At 61.6% G+C, this 18,130-nt stretch carries 14 protein-coding genes and 1 pseudogene; 13 read left to right on the top strand and 2 right to left on the bottom strand.

Annotation, left to right across the window (positions count from 1 at the left end):
• Window positions 1-46: 46 nt before the first annotated feature.
• From ACZ0AI_RS02220 to ACZ0AI_RS02185, 8 genes and pseudogenes are all read left to right on the top strand, one after another.
• Window positions 47-1,075, top strand: coding sequence for a histone deacetylase family protein (locus tag ACZ0AI_RS02220; RefSeq protein ID WP_463564363.1), 1,029 nt, complete (start codon window positions 47-49; stop codon window positions 1,073-1,075).
• Window positions 1,076-1,116: 41 nt separating this feature from the next.
• Window positions 1,117-2,217, top strand: coding sequence for a polyamine ABC transporter substrate-binding protein (locus tag ACZ0AI_RS02215; protein ID WP_463564362.1), 1,101 nt, complete (start codon window positions 1,117-1,119; stop codon window positions 2,215-2,217).
• A 307-nt stretch (window positions 2,218-2,524) separates the two neighbouring features.
• Window positions 2,525-3,430 carry a metal ABC transporter substrate-binding protein gene (locus ACZ0AI_RS02210; RefSeq protein WP_463564361.1) on the top strand — a complete coding sequence of 302 codons (906 nt, stop codon included), beginning with the start codon at window positions 2,525-2,527 and terminating at the stop codon, window positions 3,428-3,430.
• Window positions 3,430-4,314, top strand: a complete 885-nt coding sequence (locus ACZ0AI_RS02205) for a manganese/iron ABC transporter ATP-binding protein (protein WP_463564360.1) — start codon at window positions 3,430-3,432, stop codon at window positions 4,312-4,314. Before ACZ0AI_RS02210 ends, ACZ0AI_RS02205 begins: the two co-directional genes overlap by 1 nt.
• A 6-nt stretch (window positions 4,315-4,320) precedes the next feature.
• The gene (locus ACZ0AI_RS02200) at window positions 4,321-5,175 is read left to right on the top strand and encodes a metal ABC transporter permease (RefSeq protein ID WP_463564359.1); all 855 of its coding nucleotides are present in this window, start codon (window positions 4,321-4,323) and stop codon (window positions 5,173-5,175) included.
• Window positions 5,176-5,177: 2 nt separating this feature from the next.
• The gene (locus ACZ0AI_RS02195) at window positions 5,178-6,008 is read left to right on the top strand and encodes a metal ABC transporter permease (protein WP_463564358.1); all 831 of its coding nucleotides are present in this window, start codon (window positions 5,178-5,180) and stop codon (window positions 6,006-6,008) included.
• A gap of 15 nt (window positions 6,009-6,023) precedes the next feature.
• A pseudogene (locus tag ACZ0AI_RS02190) lies at window positions 6,024-7,235 on the top strand (cache domain-containing protein); the annotation flags it as partial.
• Between the two features lie 90 nt (window positions 7,236-7,325).
• Complete coding sequence (locus ACZ0AI_RS02185) at window positions 7,326-8,093, top strand: methyl-accepting chemotaxis protein (RefSeq protein ID WP_442964004.1); 768 nt, start codon at window positions 7,326-7,328, stop codon at window positions 8,091-8,093.
• A 75-nt stretch (window positions 8,094-8,168) separates the two neighbouring features.
• Here the strand turns inward: ACZ0AI_RS02185 and ACZ0AI_RS02180 are convergent, their stop codons facing one another.
• Entirely contained in the window at window positions 8,169-8,564 is a 396-nt protein-coding gene (locus ACZ0AI_RS02180) for a DUF1090 domain-containing protein (protein ID WP_463564357.1), read from the bottom strand.
• A 202-nt stretch (window positions 8,565-8,766) separates the two neighbouring features.
• Here ACZ0AI_RS02180 and ACZ0AI_RS02175 point away from each other — a divergent pair, with 202 nt between their 5' ends.
• Window positions 8,767-9,873 carry a Gfo/Idh/MocA family protein gene (locus ACZ0AI_RS02175; protein WP_463564356.1) on the top strand — a complete coding sequence of 369 codons (1,107 nt, stop codon included), beginning with the start codon at window positions 8,767-8,769 and terminating at the stop codon, window positions 9,871-9,873.
• Between the two features lie 67 nt (window positions 9,874-9,940).
• Here ACZ0AI_RS02175 and fabV read toward each other — a convergent pair whose 3' ends face one another.
• Complete coding sequence (fabV, locus tag ACZ0AI_RS02170; protein WP_463566222.1) at window positions 9,941-11,149, bottom strand: enoyl-ACP reductase FabV; 1,209 nt, start codon at window positions 11,147-11,149, stop codon at window positions 9,941-9,943.
• Window positions 11,150-11,549: 400 nt separating this feature from the next.
• On the opposite strand from fabV, the gene ACZ0AI_RS02165 reads away from it, so the two are divergent.
• From ACZ0AI_RS02165 to ACZ0AI_RS02150, 4 genes are all read left to right on the top strand, one after another.
• On the top strand, window positions 11,550-12,995 hold the full coding sequence (locus tag ACZ0AI_RS02165; protein WP_463564354.1) for a SulP family inorganic anion transporter: 1,446 nt from the start codon (window positions 11,550-11,552) through the stop codon (window positions 12,993-12,995).
• Window positions 12,996-13,050: 55 nt separating this feature from the next.
• Window positions 13,051-13,398: a hypothetical protein gene (locus tag ACZ0AI_RS02160; RefSeq protein WP_463564353.1), complete on the top strand. Its 348-nt coding sequence runs from the start codon at window positions 13,051-13,053 to the stop codon at window positions 13,396-13,398.
• 314 nt (window positions 13,399-13,712) lie between these two features.
• Window positions 13,713-16,913, top strand: a complete 3,201-nt coding sequence (locus tag ACZ0AI_RS02155) for a hypothetical protein (protein WP_463564352.1) — start codon at window positions 13,713-13,715, stop codon at window positions 16,911-16,913.
• A 364-nt stretch (window positions 16,914-17,277) separates the two neighbouring features.
• The gene (locus ACZ0AI_RS02150) at window positions 17,278-18,006 is read left to right on the top strand and encodes a lysozyme inhibitor LprI family protein (RefSeq protein ID WP_463564351.1); all 729 of its coding nucleotides are present in this window, start codon (window positions 17,278-17,280) and stop codon (window positions 18,004-18,006) included.
• The last annotated feature ends 124 nt before the right edge of the window (window positions 18,007-18,130 follow it).

Raw genomic sequence — 18,130 nt, 5'->3', positions numbered from 1 at the left:
CCAGACTCGGGCCAAGAATGCAGGTATCCAAGTCGGAGGCTCAGCCATGCGTACGATCTACAGCGATGACCATCACCTGCATCATGGTCGCTGCGAAATCATCGACGGGGAGCTCAAGCCCTGTTTCGAAATGCCGTCGCGGGCCGACCATGTGCTCGCCCGTGTACGCCAACAGCAACTGGGCGAGGTCATCGCTCCCAGCGACTTCGGCAGAGCACCGATAGAACGCATTCATCACCGCGACTACCTGAGCTTTTTCGAAGGCGCCTGGGCACGCTGGGCGGCCATGGGCCGTGACGGCGACCTGATGCCCTTCACCTGGCCCGCCCGCACCCTGCGCAGCGTGGTGCCGGACAACCTGCATGGTCAGCTCGGTTATTACAGTTTCGACGGCGGCGCACCGATCACCGCCGGTACCTGGCAGGCCGCCTGGAGTGCCGCCCAGGTCGCCCTTACCGGGCAGAAGCTGATCAGCGATGGCGCCAACAGCGCCTTCGCCCTGTGTCGCCCGCCAGGCCACCACGCCGCCGCAGACCTGATGGGCGGCTACTGCTACCTGAACAATGCCGCCATTGCCGCTCAGGCCTTTCTCGATCAGGGCTGCAAGCGGGTCGCCATCCTCGACGTGGACTACCACCACGGCAACGGCACCCAGTCGATCTTCTACGACCGCAGCGACGTGCTGTTCGTCTCCATCCACGGCCACCCAGCCTTCGAATTCCCGTTCTTCCTCGGCTATGCCGATGAACCTGGCGAGGGCGCCGGCGAAGGCTTCAACCTCAATCTGCCGCTGGCTGCCGGCAGCGGCTGGGAGCAATGGAGCGCGGCGCTGGAGAGCGCCTGTGCACGTATCGACGATTACACAGCGGACGTGATCGTGGTGTCCCTGGGTGTGGACACCTTCAAGGAGGATCCGATTTCCCAGTTCAAGCTCGATAGCCCCGACTACCTGCGCATGGGCGAACGCATCGCCCGCCTCGGCAAGCCCACCCTGTTCGTGATGGAAGGGGGCTATGCCGTCGAGGAGATCGGCGTCAACGCGGTGAACGTACTGGAAGGTTTCGAGGGCGCCTGAGCCTACTGCCGATAATCACGCATTCAACGGAGCACATAACGATGAAAAATCTCCACCGTCTGTTCGGCACCACCCTCTGCGGCGCAGCCCTGCTCGTCGGCAGTGCCATGGCCGAAGCCCGGGAACTGCGGGTCTACAACTGGGCCGATTACATCCTGCCGCAGACCCTCAAGGACTTCGAGCAGAAAAGCGGCGTCAAGCTGACCTGGGACACCTTCGAAACCAACGAGGCGCTGGAAGCCAAACTGCTCACCGGCAACTCGGGCTACGACCTGGTGGTGCCATCCAACATGTTCCTCGACACCCAGATCAAGGCTGGCGTATTCCAGAAACTCGACAAGAGCAAGCTGCCCAACTGGAAGAACCTCGACCCCGCGTTGCTCAAGCTGCTGGAAACCAACGATCCCGGCAACCAGTACGGCGTGCCCTACATGTACGGCACCGTGCTGATCGGCTTCAACCCGGACAAGGTCAAGGCCGCCCTCGGCGCCGACGCCCCCGTGGACAGCTGGGATCTGGTGTTCAAACCCGAGAACATGGAGAAGCTCAAGCAATGCGGCGTCGCCATGCTCGATGCGCCGAACGAGATCCTGCCGCTGGCGCTGCACTACCTGGGTTTACCGCCGAACAGCACCAACCCGGCTGACTACGACAAGGCCACCGAGCTGATGATGAGCATCCGCCCATACGTGACCTATTTCCACTCGGCCAAGTACATGACCGACATCGCCAACGGCGACATCTGCGTGGCCATCGGCTATTCGGGCAGCTTCTACCAGTTCGCCAACCGCGCCAAGGAAGCGGGCAACGGTGTGAAGGTCGAGTGGCGCTTGCCGAAGGAAGGCGCGCCAATCTGGTTCGACACCTTCGCCATTCCGGTCAGCGCCAAGAACGTCGAAGAAGCCCATGAGTTCCTCAACAATCTGCTCGACCCGAAAGTGATCGCACCGATCAGCGATTTTCTCGGTTACCCGAACCCCAACAAGCCCGGCATGCTGCTGGTGGACAAGGCGATCAGTGATAACGCCGACCTGACCCCGACCGCCGAAGCGCAGAAAACCCTCTACAGCGTCGAGCCGCTGCCACAGAAAGTCGAACGGGTGCGTACCCGTGCCTGGACGAAAATAAAGAGCGGCAGCTAACTCTTCACTCTCACCAAACCCCGCGCCAGTCGCGGGGTTTTGCATTTACAGCCGCAGCTCTTTCGGGTTGCAAGGAGCAGGTTGGCGGAACCTGACGAGCACGCGACCGCTCACATACATGCGCTCCAGCAGCTACGCTGAGTGCATTCGCCGTTCGCTGCCGCAATGCAGTAATAGGCGGCACACATAGAATAAACCTCTAATGACAATAGTTTTCATTAGCGACAAATTATCGCTAGAGTGGCAGCCCTGTCCGGGGTCATGACCATCCCGGTGATTTGACCGGTCAAGCCATATGAGGATGAAGATGTTCAATCGGATCCGCTCGCGCACCCGTGTGCCCCTGCTCGCCGCCCTCCTTCTGACCCTGCTGCCGCAACTGGCCACCGCCGAAGGCAAGTTCAAGGTCGTCACCACCTTCACCGTTCTCGCCGACATGGCCCGCGAGGTAGCTGGCGACGCGGCCGTGGTCGAGTCGATCACCAAACCTGGCGCGGAAATTCACAATTACCAGCCGACGCCGGGCGACATCCTCAAGGCCCGCGACGCGCAATTGATCCTGCGTAATGGCATGAACCTGGAGCTGTGGTTCGAGCGCTTCCTGCAGCGCTTGCAGAACGTGCCGGCGGTGACCCTCAGCGACGGTATCGAACCAATGGGTATCGCCGAAGGCCCATACAGTGGCAAGCCCAACCCGCATGCCTGGATGTCTGCGGACTCGGCGATGATCTACATCGACAACATCCGCGATGCGCTGGTCAAGTACGACGCCGCCAATGCCGAGATTTACAAAGCCAACGCCGAGGCCTACAAGGCGCGCATTCAGGCCACCGTGGCACCGATCCGCGAGCGCCTGCAGGCGATCCCGGAAAACCGTCGCTGGCTGGTGTCCAGCGAAGGTGCATTCAGCTACCTGGCACGCGACTTCGGCCTCAAGGAGCTGTACCTGTGGCCGATCAACGCCGACCAGCAAGGCACACCGCAGCAAGTGCGCAAGGTGATCGATGCGATGCGCGCCAACCAGATCCCGGCGATCTTCAGCGAAAGCACCATTTCCGCCTCCCCAGCCCAACAGGTTGCCCGAGAAACCGGCGCCAAATACGGCGGCGTGCTATACGTCGATTCGCTCAGCGAGCCGAATGGCCCGGTACCGACCTACCTCGACCTGCTGCGCGTCACCTCGCAGACTATCGCTGACGGACTGGCCGAATAATGCCAAACACCCTGCACGAAGAGGACAGCCTCGACGGCATTCGTGTCGATAACATCAGCGTGACCTACCGCAATGGCCACACCGCCTTGCGCAATGCCAGCTTCGGTAGCCCGGGCGGTAGCATCACCGCCCTGGTGGGCGTCAACGGCAGCGGCAAGTCGACCCTGTTCAAGGCCATCATGGGCTTCGTGAACGTCGCTCAGGGCAGCATCAGCGTGCTCGGCATGCCGGTGCGCGATGCCCTGAAACGCAACCTGATTGCCTACGTGCCGCAGAGTGAAGACGTCGACTGGAATTTCCCGGTACTGGTCGAAGACGTGGTGATGATGGGTCGCTACGGCCACATGGGCATGCTGCGTCGCCCCAAAGCCGCCGATCGCCAAGCGGTTGAAACAGCGCTGGCGCGGGTCGGCATGAGCGACCTGCGCAAGCGGCAAATCGGCGAACTTTCCGGCGGACAGAAGAAACGCGTGTTCCTCGCCCGCGCCCTGGCTCAGGATTCGCGGGTCATCCTGCTCGACGAACCCTTCACCGGGGTCGACGTGAAAACCGAGGACGCCATCGTGCGGCTGCTCGGCGAGCTGCGCGACGAAGGTCGGGTGATGCTGGTCTCCACCCACAACCTGGGCAGTGTGCCGGAGTTCTGCGACCGCACGGTGCTGCTGGCGCGTACCGTGCTCGCCTACGGCCCGACTCAATCGGTGTTCACCCGTGAGAACCTCGAGCGCACCTTTGGCGGTGTGCTACGCCACTTCGAGCTGCCGGGTGAAGGGCACAACAGTACATCCCCGCTGATCGGCATCATCACCGACGACGAGCGCCCGCTGGTGCTCTATGACGGCAAATCGACCATCCGCGGCCGCGTCGACGAAAAGGATCAGTAGGCAATCATGCACATCCTGCTCGAACCCTTTTCCTACGGCTACATGGTCAACGCCATGTGGGTCTCGACCCTGGTCGGCATGGTCTGCGCGCTGCTCTCGGTGTACCTGATGCTCAAGGGCTGGTCGCTGATCGGTGACGCCCTGGCACACTCCATAGTACCCGGCGTTGCCGGCGCCTACATGCTCGGCCTGCCCTTCGCCCTCGGTGCCTTCGGCGCCGGTACGCTGGCGGCGGGTGCCATGCTGTTCCTCAACCAGCGCAGCAAGCTCAAGGAAGACGTGATCATCGGCCTGATCTTCTCGTCGTTCTTCGGCCTCGGGCTGTTCATGGTGTCGCTGTCACCCACCTCGGTGAACATCCAGACCATCGTGCTCGGCAACATCCTCGCCATCACACCCGGTGACACGCTGCAGTTACTGCTGATCGCCGGCATCACCATGGCCGTGCTGGCAGTGCGCTGGAAAGATCTGATGGTGGTGTTCTTCGACGAAAACCACGCCCGCTCCATCGGCCTCAGCCCAACGCGCCTCAAGGCGATCTTCTTCATTCTGCTGTCCGCCTGCACCGTAGCGGCGATGCAGACCGTGGGCGCCTTTCTGGTCATCGCCATGGTCGTCACCCCTGGCGCCACCGCCTACCTGCTCAGCGACCGTTTCGACCGGCTGCTGCTGATCGCCGGCTGCATCGGCGGCCTGAGCTGCTTTATCGGCGCTTACGCCAGCTACTTTCTCGATGGCGCCACCGGGGCGGTCATTATCGTGCTGCAGACCTGCGTGTTCCTGGTGGCTTTCGTCTTCGCGCCCAAACATGGCCTGCTCGCCGCCCGCCGCCGGGCCGCCCAGGCCCGGTTGGAGATGTGACCATGGAGATGCTCCTGCAACCGCTGCAAATCGACTTCATGCAGTACGCCCTGCTGATCGCTGTGCTGGTGGCCATTCCCGCTGCGCTGCTGTCGTGCTTTCTGGTGCTCAAGGGCTGGGCACTGATGGGTGACGCCACCGCCCACGCGGTGTTTCCCGGCGTGGTCGTCGCCTACATCGTCGGCCTACCCTACTCGCTCGGCGCATTCGTCGCCGGCATGTTGTGCGCGGTCGCCTCGGGCTACCTCAAGGAAAACAGCCGGATCAAGCAGGACACCCTGATGGGCGTGGTGTTCTCCGGCATGTTCGGCTTCGGCCTGCTGCTTTACACGCAGATTCACAGCGACGTGCACCTGGATCACATCCTGTTTGGCGACATGCTCGGCATCGGCTGGGCCGACCTGCTGGAAAGCGGGCTGATCGCCCTGGCCGTCACCGCATTCATCGGTCTGAAATGGCGCGACCTGCTGCTGCACGCCTTCGACCCGGTGCAGGCGCGCACTGTCGGTTTACCGGTGCGCCTGCTGCACTATGGCCTGCTGGCGGTGATGTCACTGACCATCGTCGGCGCCCTCAAGGCCATCGGCATCGTACTCACCGTGGCGCTGCTGATCGCCCCTGGCGCCATCGCCTTCCTGCTCACCCGCACCATGGGCGCCATGCTCTTCACCGCCGTGGGCATCGCTGTCGGCGCCGCACTCGGAGGCGTGTACCTGAGTTTCTTCATCGACAGCGCACCGGGGCCGACCATCGTGGTGCTGCTCAGTGCGGTGTTCGTGGTGGTATTCATCATCGCAGGCCGCCGCGAGCGCAGACGCTCGGCACTGCAATAAACACGCGGCGCCCGCGTGCCCCCCTCAAGTTCCCTTCAAGCGTGCCGATTCAATGTTCACAGGCCGGTACAAGGCCTGACGATCGTTCTCTTACTGCCTCTCGCTTCAAAAACAACTTCTCTCGCTCGAGCAGGAACCACCGTGAACATCAAACAGAAACTCACCTGGGCCTTCGCGGCCATCGCCTGTGTGCCCGTCGTAGTGGTCGCCGTTGTGGTGGTGGTCAATCTGCGCGCTCAGGCGCAGGACGACTTCCTCGACAGCAGCAGCCGCGAGATCCGCCAGATCGAGAACGCCATGAACCAGTTTCTCGACGCCATCGCGCAGAACGTCGAGTACTTGGCCAAGCATCCTGACGTACGCAACGCGGGGGAATTGAAGGATTATTCCGGTGCAAATGCCGCACAGATACCGCTGACCGAAGAAAATCAGAGGTTTCTGCAGATGTTTGGCCAGTTCGCTGCCAGCCACCCGAGCACCGCTTACCTGTCGATCGGCAAGCCCGACGGCGGTTACGCGTCCTGGCCGGACGATACCAAGTTGAGCAATTACGACCCGCGCGTACGCCCTTGGTACAAGGCCGCTATGGCCTCGCCGGGCAAGACCGTACGCACCTCGGCCTACTACTGGGCGCCGGACGACGTAGTGCTAATGGGCACCGTGCACACCATCGAAAATCAACAGGGTCAACCGGCCGGCGTGCTGGGCCTGGACGTTTCGCTCAAGCAGCTCACCGAACTGGTCAAGCAGATCAAGCTCGGTGAAAGCGGCTACCTGATGCTGCTGGAAAGCAACGGCAACGTGCTGGTCGACCCCCGCGATCCTGCCCATGGTTTCAAGCTGATCAGCGACTTGGGCGACGGCTACAAGGAACTGGCCGGTGTGGAAAACGGGTTGGTGGAGATAGAGCTGGACGGCGTGCCGTACATGGCCAACGTCTGGTCATCGAAAGTCCTCGGCTGGCGCTTCATCGGCCTGATCGAACGCAGCGAAGTGATGGCCAAGGCCACCAGCCTGACCTGGCAGATTGGTGTGATCGCCGCGGTGCTGGCCGTGCTGTTCGCCATCGTCGGCGCCAGCTTCGCGGGTTTGATCGTCAAACCGATCCGCAGCGTGGCCGGCGGTCTTGAAGGCATCGCCCAGGGCGAAGGCGACCTGACCCGCAACCTCGACGTGCGCGGCAATGACGAAACCGCCCTGCTGGCACGCTGGTTCAACCAGTTCCTCGGCGCCATCCGCACCCTGGTGCAACGCATCGGCAGCGCTTCGGCGGATCTGCAAACCGCCTCGGATGCCAGCACCCGGGTGGCCCGCGACATGAACGATGCCGCCGGCCGTCAGCGCGAGGCCGTGGAGCTGGTGTCCACCGCTTTCAACGAGATGGTCGCCACCGCCAACGAAGTGGCCCGTTCCTGCAGTCATGCAGCCTCCTCGGCCGACTCCGGCCAACGTCAGGTGCACGATGGTCAGTTGCAGATCGACGAAGCCACCGGCAGCGTCTCGCGGCTGAGCGAAAACCTGCAGAAGTCGGCCCAGGCCATGCAGGTGCTGGAGCAGGACAGCAAGAACATCAATGCCATCCTCGACACCATCCGCTCGATCGCCGAGCAGACCAACCTGCTAGCCCTCAACGCTGCCATCGAGGCCGCACGCGCGGGTGAACAGGGGCGTGGTTTCGCCGTGGTCGCCGACGAAGTACGCGCGCTGGCGAAGCGCACGGCGGATTCAACGGGCGAGATCGACAGCCTGCTGGGTGGCCTGGCCAAACGCACTCAGGACGTGACCAAGCAGATGCAGAGCAGCCTGAGCATGTCGCAGCAGAGCGTCGAACGGATTCAGCAGGCTCGCGACAGCTTCGAGCAGATCCGCACCTCGGTGGACGAGATCCGCGATCAGAACAATCAGATCGCCACCGCAGCCGAAGAACAGCACCACGTGGCCGAAGACATCAACCGGCACATCGCGCAGATTCAGACCGATGCACAACTGGTCGAAGAACTGGCACATTCGGCCCGCAGCGACTCACAGCGCCTGGAGTCGCTGTCCGGTGAATTGAATGGTCTGGTGGGGCGTTTCAGAACCTGACGGCAGGCGCCGGGCAATCCGGCGCCGCAGTTTGCGAAAGGGAGGATAGCCGTTCGGCCATCCTCCCTTTTTTCATTACGGCTGCTGCTTGGGTGCCGGACTCAGCTCAGCCTCGGCTTGCTGCAATTCCTCGCGGGCTTCTTCGAGCTTGGCCTGACGCTTGGCGATCTTGCTGGCGTCGCCGCTCAATTCTGCCTCACGCAGATCCGCCTCACGCTCGCGCACCTCGTCCCGGGCTTCGCCTAGCTTGCCTTCCAGCTCGCGCAGCAGCTCCTTGTCGGTACAGTTGTCACGAACCTCTTCCAGCGCGGTGTTCAGCCCCTTCACTTTGCTGTCATGGCCAGCGGCCTTGGCAGCCTCGATCTGTTGCTGAATGTCCGTAGCCTTCGCCTCGCAACGTGGGTTGGACGCGGTGTCGGCCAGTGCCGGCAGTGCTGCGACGAGCAACAGGCTGGAAATCAGGGCTTTCATTGCAACTCTCCATAAACAACATAACGGGTGCGCCTTGGATGGCGCCAATACTGACCACAGAATAGCCGGATGATTTCCCGCGTCACTCAAGCACGCCGATACATCAAGACCGGCAAGCGCTTTTACTGAACTTCAAGTGCCGATACCTGCCGACTACTACAAGCCGGACAATGCTGTCCGGTGTTGCACAGGAGTCGATGAAATGCCCGATGCTCAAGGCAAGGTTCGTTATGCAGTGGTCGCAGGCGGCTGGATTTCCCAGGGGGCGTTCATGCCCGGTGTTGGCCAGACCGACAATTCGGTGATCACTGCGCTGGTGACCGGTGACCCGATAAAGGCCGACGAACTGGCTGCGCTGTACGACATCAAGAGCTACAGCTACGAAGAATTCCCCACGCTGCTCGCCTCGGGCGAGATCGATGCCATCTACCTGGCCACGCCGAACTTCCGCCACCGCGAGTTCGCCGAGCCCGCCCTGGAAGCTGGTATCCATGTGCTGCTGGAAAAGCCCATGGCAACCAGCGAAGAAGACTGCAAGGCCATCACCGCCGCGGCCGAACGCTCCGGCGCCAAATTGATGATCGCCTACCGCCTGCATTTCGAACCCGGCACAGTGGAGATGATTCACCGCATCCGTTCGGGCGATATTGGCGATCCGCGCTTGTTCACCGCGACCTTCACGCAGACCGTCGATCCGGCCAACCACCGAATGCAGAGTGGCTACTGGGCCGGCCCGGTGACCGATATGGGCCCGTACCCGATCAATGCGGTACGCAACCTGTTCGACGATGAGCCCCTGGAAGTGCGTGCCGTGGCCATCCAGACACCCGGCCGCGAGATCAATACGCCGGACACCGTGACCGTCACCCTGCGCTTCACCGACGAGCGCCTGGCAGTGTTCACCGTCAGCTACAGCCTGCCCGGCAGCCAGCGTCTGCAGGTGATCGGCAGCGAAGGCGAGTTCGAAGCCTCGCCCTGCTTCGGCTTCGGTGAAGGCGTGGGGATCAGCTACCGCGCCATCATCGGTGACGAGACCAAGGAACACAGCCATCCGGTGGTCGATCAGTTCGGCGGCCAGACCCAGTACTTCTCCGACTGCATCCTGCAGAACCGCGAACCGGAGCCGGACGGTGACGAAGGCTGGCGTGACGTGCGCATCCTCGCTGCCATCGAACGCGCTCTGCAGACTGGCCAGCCACAGCGCCTGGAGTCACTACCCAAGCGCCCAGGCATCAGCGTCGAACAAGCACGCCGCCTGCCATTGGCGAAGGTGCCTCGTTACGTGAATATCGACGAGCCGGTGGGCTGACAGGCCCAGGCCGGAAAGCAAAAAGGGACGCCAAGGCGTCCCTTTTTCACAACCGCTGAAAGAGCGGTTACAGCTGAACCACGTCGAACTCGACGTCGGTGGCCACGTCAGCGTCGTAGTCCACGTCGCTGCGCTCGAAACCGAACAGGTTGAGGAACTGCTTCTTGTAACCGGCATAGTCGGTCAGTTCGAACAGGTTCTCGGTGGTTACCTGTGGCCACATGGCCTTGCAGGCGTCCTGTACGTCGTCACGCAGCTCCCAATCGTCCAGGCGCAGGCGGGCTTTTTCGTCGACCTCAGCCGGGGCGCCGTCGGCGCGGAACAGACGGTCACGGAACAGGCGGTCGAGCTGGTTCTGGGTGCCTTCGTGGATGCCCTTTTCCTGCATGATCTTGAATACCATCGACAGGTAAAGCGGCATCACCGGGATGGCCGAGCTGGCCTGGGTGACTACCGACTTGAGCACGGCCACGTTGGCGCCGCCTTTGACTTCACCGGCCAGTTTCTGGTTCAGGCGCAGGGCGGTTTCGTCCAGATCCTGCTTTGCCTTGCCCAGCGCACCGTGCCAGTAGATAGGCCAGGTGATTTCGGTGCCGATGTAGCTGAAGGCTACTGTACGCGCGCCTTCGGCCAACACGTCGGCCTGCTCCAGGGCGTTGATCCACAGTTCCCAGTCCTGGCCGCCCATGACGGTGATGGTGTCAGCGATTTCCTGCTCATTGGCCGGCTCGATGGCGGCCTCGATGATCACGTCTTTGTTGGTGTCGATGGCGGTCGACTTGTACGGCTGGCCGATAGGCTTGAGCGCCGAACGGATTACTTCACCGCTTTGCGGCAGCTTGCGCACCGGCGAAGCCAGGGAGTAGATCACCAGGTCGATCTTGCCGCCCATTTCGTTCTTGATCAGCTCGATGACCTTGGCGCGCGCTTCGTCGGAGAAGGCATCGCCATTGATCGACTTGCTGTACAGGCCTTCGGCCTTGGCGAACTTGTCGAACGCAGCCGAGTTGTACCAGCCAGCGGTGCCGGCCTTAGTCTCGGTACCCGGCTTCTCGAAGAACACGCCCAGGGTGTCGGAGCCAAAGCCGAATGCGGCAGTGATGCGCGCGGCCAGGCCGTAACCGCTGGAGGCGCCGATAACCAGCACCTTCTTCGGACCGTCGTTACGCACGCCCAGTTTGCGCGTGGCCTCGATCTGCTCGGCCACGTTGCGCTCGCAACCCAGCGGGTGGGTGGTGGTACAGATGAAGCCACGAACTTTAGGGTGAATAATCAACGTGTTTACCTCGTCATCGTTTTTTGGGCAGGCGACAGTGTAATGTCGATTGGTCGCCGGAGAAAAAGGAGATTAGACCTATTGGTCGCTCCAAATGCCAGCCAGGCCACATTTCGTCGGCAGGTTGTTTTGTCGCAGAGTCTCGGCGACGTTGTGAGTTACGCCATCCAGATCTCCGGGTATCGCGCTGCTCAACCCAGGCTACGGGCGCCTGGCCTTGTTCAGTAGCCCGGCGTAGAGCGTAGCGAAACCCGGGAAAGTCTCCACCCGACGGATCCCCGGCACTGGCCTTCGCCCCGGCGATTCCTTACCATCGACAGCCTTCCAACTCCAAGGCCACACGGCCGTGCAATGCCCTGCACTCTCCACGGGGCGTTTGTCTTGTTCGATCAGGTAACCCATGAAAATCGCTCGTCTGCGCGCCGATGTCCTGGCCGGTCTCACGTCATCGTTCGCACTGGTGCCGGAGTGCATCGCCTTCGCCCTGGTGGCCCAGGTCAATCCGCTGATGGGCCTGTATGGCGCCTTCTTCATCTGCCTGATCACCGCCCTGTTCGGTGGCCGCCCCGGGATGATTTCCGGCGCTGCCGGCTCCATGGCCGTGGTCATCGTCGCCCTGGTGGTACAGCACGGCGTCGAGTATCTGCTGGCCACGGTTCTGCTTGGCGGTGTGATCATGCTGGCATTCGGCTTGTTGCGACTCGGCAAGCTGGTGCGCATGGTGCCGCACCCGGTGATGCTCGGCTTCGTCAACGGCCTGGCCATCGTCATCGCCATGGCGCAGCTGGAGCACTTTCAGCGCGACGGCCACTGGATCAAGGGTAACGAGCTGTACCTGATGCTCGGCTTGGTGGCGCTGACCATGGCCATTGTCTACATCCTGCCGAAGCTGACCCGCGCCATTCCGCCGGCCCTGGCGGCGATTCTCAGCGTCGGCCTGCTCACCTATTTCCTGCACCTGCCCACGCACACCCTTGGGGACATGGCGAAAATCGCCGGTGGTCTGCCCGTGCCGGCGCTGCCGCAGATCCCCTGGAACCTGGAAACCCTGTGGATCATCCTCCCGTACGCGGTGCTGATGGCCATGGTCGGCCTGCTGGAAACCCTGCTGACCCTCAACCTCACCGATGAAATCACTGAAAGCCGTGGCCACCCGGATCGCGAATGCGTGGCCCTCGGCGCAGCCAATATCGCCTCCGGCATGTGCGGCGGCATGGGCGGTTGCGCGATGATCGGCCAGACCATGATCAACCTCAGTTCCGGCGGCCGCGGCAGGCTTTCCGGCATCGTTGCCGGGGTGATGATCCTGCTCTACGTGCTGTTCCTCTCGCCCCTGATCGAACTGATTCCGCTGGCCGCTCTGGTCGGCGTGATGTTCGTGGTCGCCCAGCAGACCTTCGCCTGGGCGTCTCTGCGGGTGCTGGGCAAGGTACCGCTCAACGACGTGCTGGTCATCGTTGCAGTGACCATCATCACCGTGCTCACGGATCTGGCCATGGCGGTGATGTGCGGCATCGTAATCGCCGCGCTGAACTTCGCCTGGCACCACGCCCGCGAGCTCTACGCCGACAGCCGCCTGGAGGCCGACGGCAGCAAACTCTACCTGCCCCATGGCACCCTGTTCTTCGCCTCCACCGCACCGTTCCTGAATCTGTTCGACGCCGCCAACGACCCCGCCGACGTCACCCTCGACTGCCGTCACCTGAGCTTCGTCGACTACTCGGCCATCGCCGCCCTGATGACCCTGCGCGAGCGCTACAGCAAGGCCGGCAAGCACCTGCGCGTGGTGCACCTCTCAGAACGCTGCAAACAACTGCTCAAGCGCGCAGGCATGCAGCCAGCGTGAATGCCGTCGCGACAGACATGTACATGCCTACATTCACCACATGGAAGAAAGACGTATGAAGAAATTGATTACAGGGATAATCGCCGCCAGCATTGCTGGCTGTGCCTCGTATTACCAACCGGCACAGCCTGCACGAGTGATGTGGGAGCCCACCAGACAAGCGAAAATCGATGTCGATACAGCGCTCAAGCAATGCGACTTCATCGATCAAATGAGTGCTGGTGTGCAAAAAATCCAGGAGCAGGCCAAGTGCATGCGTGACCTGGGCTTCGAACCTGATTTCTCCAGCTACAACCCGCATAACTGCTATGGCAATGCCCCTGCCGGCTGCATCGTTTACTGGCCGCAAGGTATGGCTCAGCCCCAACCCGTTAAAGGTAAAACTGCGCCCCCCAGCAACTGAAGCGAATCCAGGCGTAACCGCTTCTGGTCGCTCCCACGTTCCGCGTGGGAGCGCTGCCCCTGTGAAAAACTGTTAAACAGGACGAACTGCCCGCTCCCCCTCGCCGCTTCACATCCCGCGCCACACCTGGCTATCGGCCGATTCGCCTGCAACAAGGCGCGAATCCCCCCGCCCCGCCTGCAATCATTCTGTCATCCGCCCTTTGCACTGTTCTGGTCACCGCGGCCATCCCCGTGGTGTCGTGCTTGTTCGGCTCTGTGATGGAGCCGTTGTTGTCAGGCATTTATCACAACTCTGGTCGAATGGAGCCCACCATGAGCAGCATTACGCGCCTGTCGAAAACACCCCCGTCTTCCTCCGAAAAAACCTTCGACGCCAACCTGGCCCTTGCCCAGGTCAAGCCGCGCAAGGATTCAGCGGACTACAAGCCCGCGGCGTCAGACGCCAAAGCGCCCGCCCTCGCCGATTACAAGAGCATCGGCCCGGCCAACGAAGTCGCCAACGACACCATCCGTTTCGAAACCCAAAGCGGCGACAAGGTCATCGTGCTGCGCTCCACTTCGCCAGCGCTGTTCGAGCAAGTGAAGAAAGACTTCGAGACCCTCAAGACGCTGAACCAGGCCAGCGCCGACGGCGACCGCCGCGCCGGTAAGGACGACAAAGCGCCGGACAGCCTGCGCGACTACCAGGCCATCGAGAGCCTGTCCGCCGAGGTGATCCGCTACCGCAACAAGGACGGCGACGCAGTGGTGCTGGCCAAAGTCGATAACCCGGAAATGTTCGACAAGCTCGAAGGCCTGAAAGACTCCCTGGACGGCATCACGGCCAGCGAAGAAGACGGTTACCGCCGCGCCAGCGATAACGAAACCTGGCCGCCTTACAGCGGCCTGGGCGTCGGCAAGGTCGATGAAATGGGCCCCGGCCTGATCCGTTATCACAACGGCGACGAAAAAGTGGTGCTGCACAAGGACGACAACCCCGGCCTGTTCGACTACCTGAGCAAGATGGAAAAGCTGCTCAGCAACGACGACTCACGCGGCGCCATGGATCGTGCTCAGGCAGACGGCCACAGCCTGCTCAACCGCGACGGCGAGGCGCCGGCCTACCCCGACTACAAGGCGATTCGCTGGGAAGGTACCGTAGGTGATAACGGCCTCATCACCTACGAAACCTGGGAGGGTGAAAAGGTTGCGGTATCCGCCGAGGTCAGCCCGGAGATGTTTGCACAGCTCAAGAAAAACGCCGAGATCATGCTCAAGGCCAACGAGCAGGAGAAGGAAGGCTACGCCATGCTGCACCCCGGCGATTACCTGACCAGCGAGGAAATCGCCGGTGCCACCATCGGCCCGGAAGGCGAGGTCGGCGACGGGTTCGTGCGGGCGGAAATCTTCGATGGCGATAGCAGCCGCAAGGTCATCGTCTCCCGCGAACTCAACCCCACCATGTACGACCGCCTGGTCGCCGAAGACGAAGGCCGGCGCAACAACCTCGACAAGGTCGATGACGCTCGCGGCGACAGCAAGTTGCCGGAAACCGGCGAGCTGGATATCGGCAACCTGGAAACCAGCGAAAAAGATCCCAAGGACAGCAAGCGCTCGCTGACCGTTAGCGAACTGACCTGGCAGAAGGTCATCGACGGCTGGAAAAAAGGCATCGAAGACGGCTCGATCAAGGAAGACGACGACCGCGCCAAAATGTACCGCGCGCTACGTGCCCAGGGCACGCTCGATGGCGGGCTGGACATGGTCACCCTCGACATCAGCAAGGGCCAAAGCACTGCTGGTGCCAAGGGCGAGGACTTCGAAAGCATCATCGACGAGCGCAAGGTCGACGAACAGCTCACCACCCTGTTCTCCAGCGAAGCCGTACAGAAGGACTACCTCGACGCGCAGAAAAGCGCCCTGGATGCCGTGCCCAACAAGGACGAGGTCACCAAGAAGCTCGAAGACATGGCCTTCAGCGAGGACTACGTCAAACATATCCGCGACCTGCAGGACGCCAACAAAGACGACCTGGCTGCCGCCGACATCCGCGAAACCTATTCACAGCTGGCCATCGCCAACCCAGAGAGGGCCGCCGAGTTCGCCCAGAAGCTGCAGCTCGACGCGACCATCGTCGACCTCGACAAGCTCATGGCGAATCCCGAGCTGGTCAACGACGGCAACCTCGCCCTGGCCACCCAGGATGTGGTCAAGACCGTGCTCACTGCCCTGAAAAAAGCCGGTGTCGACCTACCGCGCCGTACCGCCGAAAGCCTCGACAAATTCATCAACGAATTTCTCGGCGACAAGCAAACCGCCAAGGATTTTGGCAAGGCTCTGCAGGAGCTGGGTGATCGTTTCATCAAGAACGGTGAAGTCACCCAGGGTGATATCGACGACCTGATGAAAAAGGACGTTTACAAAGCGCTCAACGAGAAGACCGGTGGCGGCATGCTCTCGGCCATCAGCGTACTCAATAGCAACGGCGCCCTGGGCTCGGCTGGCGGGCTGATATCCCTCGCGTCGGGTATCTACCAGATGGCCGGCGGCAAACTGGGTGGCACGCCTGAGGAGCGCCTGGCAATCGCCAAGGAAATGGTCGCCTTCTTTGGCGCCAGCCAGCACTTCGTCAACCTCGGCACCAACATCATCGACAAGGTCAACGGCAGCCACCTCAACGCCATGCTTGGCCTGGACAAGTCACTGCCGGAGATCTTCGGCAAGGGACTGCCCGAGAACCGGCCGTTCACCTCGGAAATCGGAGCGCGCTTCCAGACCAACCTCGATGAATTGCTGGCCAGCGCGCCACTGGCCGACGACGCCAAGATGGCCGACAAGCTTGACCTCTCGCAATCCGATTACAAGGAGGTCATCAAGGGCATGAAGGAAGGTTTCAGCGGCACGCCAGTACTCGCCGACTCCAATGCCTTCAGCCGTGGCGCAGGCGCCTTCCTGCGCGTGCTGGACGCGGGTGCCAACACCTTCGTCGGCGTGGCCGATGCGGTGCTTGGCGGCTTGATGATCAAGAAGGGTGCAGATACCGGCGACAAGGCGATGATCGCCCAAGGCGCCATCACCGTGGCTGCCGGGGCCTTTGGGGTAGGCGGTGGCGCGGCTTCGGCCGGTGCCCTGGCCAAGCTCAGTTTCGCCCGCGCAGCGGTTGGCCCGATGTTCTGGATATCCGCCGCGCTGACCCTCGCCACCTTGCCCTTCACCATCATCGAAGACATCAAATACAACAACAAACTCGACGACTACCGCGACAGCCTCAAGGATCTGTTCACCGATCTGGAAGGTGATGGCCTGCTCAGCGAAGACGGCCTGATGCGCTTCGAATTCCTCGACGAATACATGCATGGCTACGGCCAGCGTGACGCGCCGGACGACCAGAGTATCTTCGACTACCGCAGCGATGAATGGGACTACTTCGTCGACAGAGGCCACACCTACTGGGACGGCCAACACGAAGACTACAAAGGCGACGGCGACAACCTCGACACCCGCATGGATCGCGGCTCGACTGTCGGTTCCTGACCGTAATCCTATGGCTCCCACAGCCGTGTGGGAGCCATAGGCTGCAGAGCTGGCTCAGCAGGGATCTAGCACGCCCGGTGCAGCACCGATCCGGCCGGGTGTTCTGGATCATCCGTATCCAGGGCCGTGACCAATCGCCAACGGCGCTCAAGCGGAAGCCGACGGAGCCCGATGGCAAGAAGTGGCGCGCAAGCCTGGTAATCAAGCGCTAGATAGTGCAGCGTTGCGCCCCCAATTTCTTCCAGAGAATGCCATGCCAGACACGTCTGCGAGCCCGTGCCGTAAAGCGCTGAGCACTGGATCTGTCCCGCGTGGTCGGCTCGAACCACATGGCACAACCAGACGAAATACAAGGATCGTTGAAATGAGACAAGCAGCCATTCTCACGCTAATAACCGTCAGCTCGGCTGCGAATGCGATTACACCGCTGGAAACGCGTAACCCGCAGGAAACAGTAACGCTCGACTATTTCATGGAGGCCTGCTCGGTCATTGGCGAAACGGCCAATGGCCTGATTGCCCATTTCGACTGCGAGTCATACCTCTATGGAATCATGGATACCCAGCGAGCACTGAACCCTTCGCTGAAGCCAGAGCAGCAGACCTGCCTGCCAGAGAAACTCGCACCCTGGCAGCTATACGAGCAAATCGGCACCGATATTCCTGACAGCGAGTGGGGCAAGCCCGCAGCGCCATCAATCACTCGCGTACTACGCCATAAATACCCGTGCGGCACTGGCAACGCTTCAGAGCCATCAAACAATTCGTGCACGTCTGCCAAAGACGAAGCAGGGATGCATGCGTGCCTGAACGCCGAGTTGAAAAACGCCGACGACGAGCTGAACAGCGCATACCAGAGGCTCCTGTCGCGCTACGAGGAAAATAGCGCACCATCCACACCGAAAGCGCAAACGCAAGGTAGCCATCTTAAAGAAGCCCAAAGAGCCTGGATCAAACTGCGCGATACGAGCTGTGATTTCGAGACCTATGAATCCAGCACAGGCAGTGGCTTCGGCACTATCTACGCGGCCTGCCTGTTAGAACAGACGCAAAAACGGGTCGAGTACCTCAACGGGCTCATTGAGCATCCTTGATGGTGGCCATCACTCGCTATCGGCGCTGTGACCGATATTCGCCCCGAGGGCGGGGCTCCTACAGAACGTGAGTTGACCTATGAGTGAGCATGATCAACGCCTGATGCGCCCCGTATGAGCGTCG

This window comes from Pseudomonas sp. AC355 (assembly GCF_979258205.1).
Note: the sequence above shows the minus strand (reverse complement) of the source record. Positions and strands in the feature narration are given on the sequence as shown.

What these genes read in the sequence shown, in the direction of transcription:
- ACZ0AI_RS02200 (WP_463564359.1), top strand. Translation starts at nt 4,321, where the DNA reads ATGCACATCCTGCTCGAACCCTTTTCCTACGGCTACATGGTCAACGCC.
- ACZ0AI_RS02150 (WP_463564351.1), top strand. Translation starts at nt 17,278, where the DNA reads ATGAGACAAGCAGCCATTCTCACGCTAATAACCGTCAGCTCGGCTGCG.
- ACZ0AI_RS02220 (WP_463564363.1), top strand. Translation starts at nt 47, where the DNA reads ATGCGTACGATCTACAGCGATGACCATCACCTGCATCATGGTCGCTGC.
- ACZ0AI_RS02205 (WP_463564360.1), top strand. Translation starts at nt 3,430, where the DNA reads ATGCCAAACACCCTGCACGAAGAGGACAGCCTCGACGGCATTCGTGTC.
- ACZ0AI_RS02175 (WP_463564356.1), top strand. Translation starts at nt 8,767, where the DNA reads ATGCCCGATGCTCAAGGCAAGGTTCGTTATGCAGTGGTCGCAGGCGGC.
- ACZ0AI_RS02185 (WP_442964004.1), top strand. Translation starts at nt 7,326, where the DNA reads ATGAACGATGCCGCCGGCCGTCAGCGCGAGGCCGTGGAGCTGGTGTCC.
- ACZ0AI_RS02210 (WP_463564361.1), top strand. Translation starts at nt 2,525, where the DNA reads ATGTTCAATCGGATCCGCTCGCGCACCCGTGTGCCCCTGCTCGCCGCC.
- ACZ0AI_RS02195 (WP_463564358.1), top strand. Translation starts at nt 5,178, where the DNA reads ATGGAGATGCTCCTGCAACCGCTGCAAATCGACTTCATGCAGTACGCC.
- ACZ0AI_RS02165 (WP_463564354.1), top strand. Translation starts at nt 11,550, where the DNA reads ATGAAAATCGCTCGTCTGCGCGCCGATGTCCTGGCCGGTCTCACGTCA.
- ACZ0AI_RS02180 (WP_463564357.1), bottom strand. Translation starts at nt 8,564, where the DNA reads ATGAAAGCCCTGATTTCCAGCCTGTTGCTCGTCGCAGCACTGCCGGCA.
- ACZ0AI_RS02155 (WP_463564352.1), top strand. Translation starts at nt 13,713, where the DNA reads ATGAGCAGCATTACGCGCCTGTCGAAAACACCCCCGTCTTCCTCCGAA.
- ACZ0AI_RS02160 (WP_463564353.1), top strand. Translation starts at nt 13,051, where the DNA reads ATGAAGAAATTGATTACAGGGATAATCGCCGCCAGCATTGCTGGCTGT.
- ACZ0AI_RS02215 (WP_463564362.1), top strand. Translation starts at nt 1,117, where the DNA reads ATGAAAAATCTCCACCGTCTGTTCGGCACCACCCTCTGCGGCGCAGCC.